Genomic DNA, 694 nt, shown 5'->3' with positions numbered 1-694 from the left:
CTTTGCAAAATGATAAGCGAACCTTAACTCATATTCGTGACTTCAAATTAGCGTCTGAACTTAAATACTTATTGCCGGATTCACACCGCAAAGGATTCTACAGTTTCTACACTAACGGTACGCTTCAGAGTCATTACACGACCAGTGAAAAACTGGTGTTGTTTAAGCGAGCTTATAAACAAGCGCCTGCGATGGCGGCAATGTCGAACAATGAACGCTATCTGATTACTTGGAATGATGACTCGTTAAAGGTGGCGGAGGTCGATAACTCTTACCCTGAAGTCTCGCTTTCTTCACTGTGGCAGAAAGTGTGGTACGAAGGCTATCCAGAGCCTGAATTTGTATGGCAATCTACATCGGCCAGTGACAACTTTGAAGCCAAATTTAGCTTGGTGCCAATTGCGTTCGGCACGATAAAAGCGGCTATGTTTGCGATGCTGTTTTCAGTGCCTTTGGCGGTGCTAGGTGCTATTTATACGGCGTATTTTATGTCGCCACGCATGCGTCGAGTGGTTAAGCCGTCCATTGAATTGATGGAAGCACTGCCGACCGTCATCATCGGTTTCCTTGCAGGATTATGGTTTGCTCCGATAGTCGAAGATCATCTGATTACGGTCGTGGTGATGTTGTTTGTGTTGCCATTGAGCACCATGGTCATGGGGGGCTTGTGGGCTCTAATACCTCAATCTCTGCG

General features: G+C 46.3%; 1 pseudogene. It reads left to right on the top strand.

Going from position 1 to position 694, the window contains the following annotated elements:
• Nucleotides 1-694: pseudogene (locus tag R7O13_RS27190) on the top strand (phosphate ABC transporter permease); the annotation flags it as partial.

Source organism: Vibrio sp. Y176 (assembly GCF_033438945.1).
This window is presented reverse-complemented; position numbering and strand designations above follow the sequence as displayed.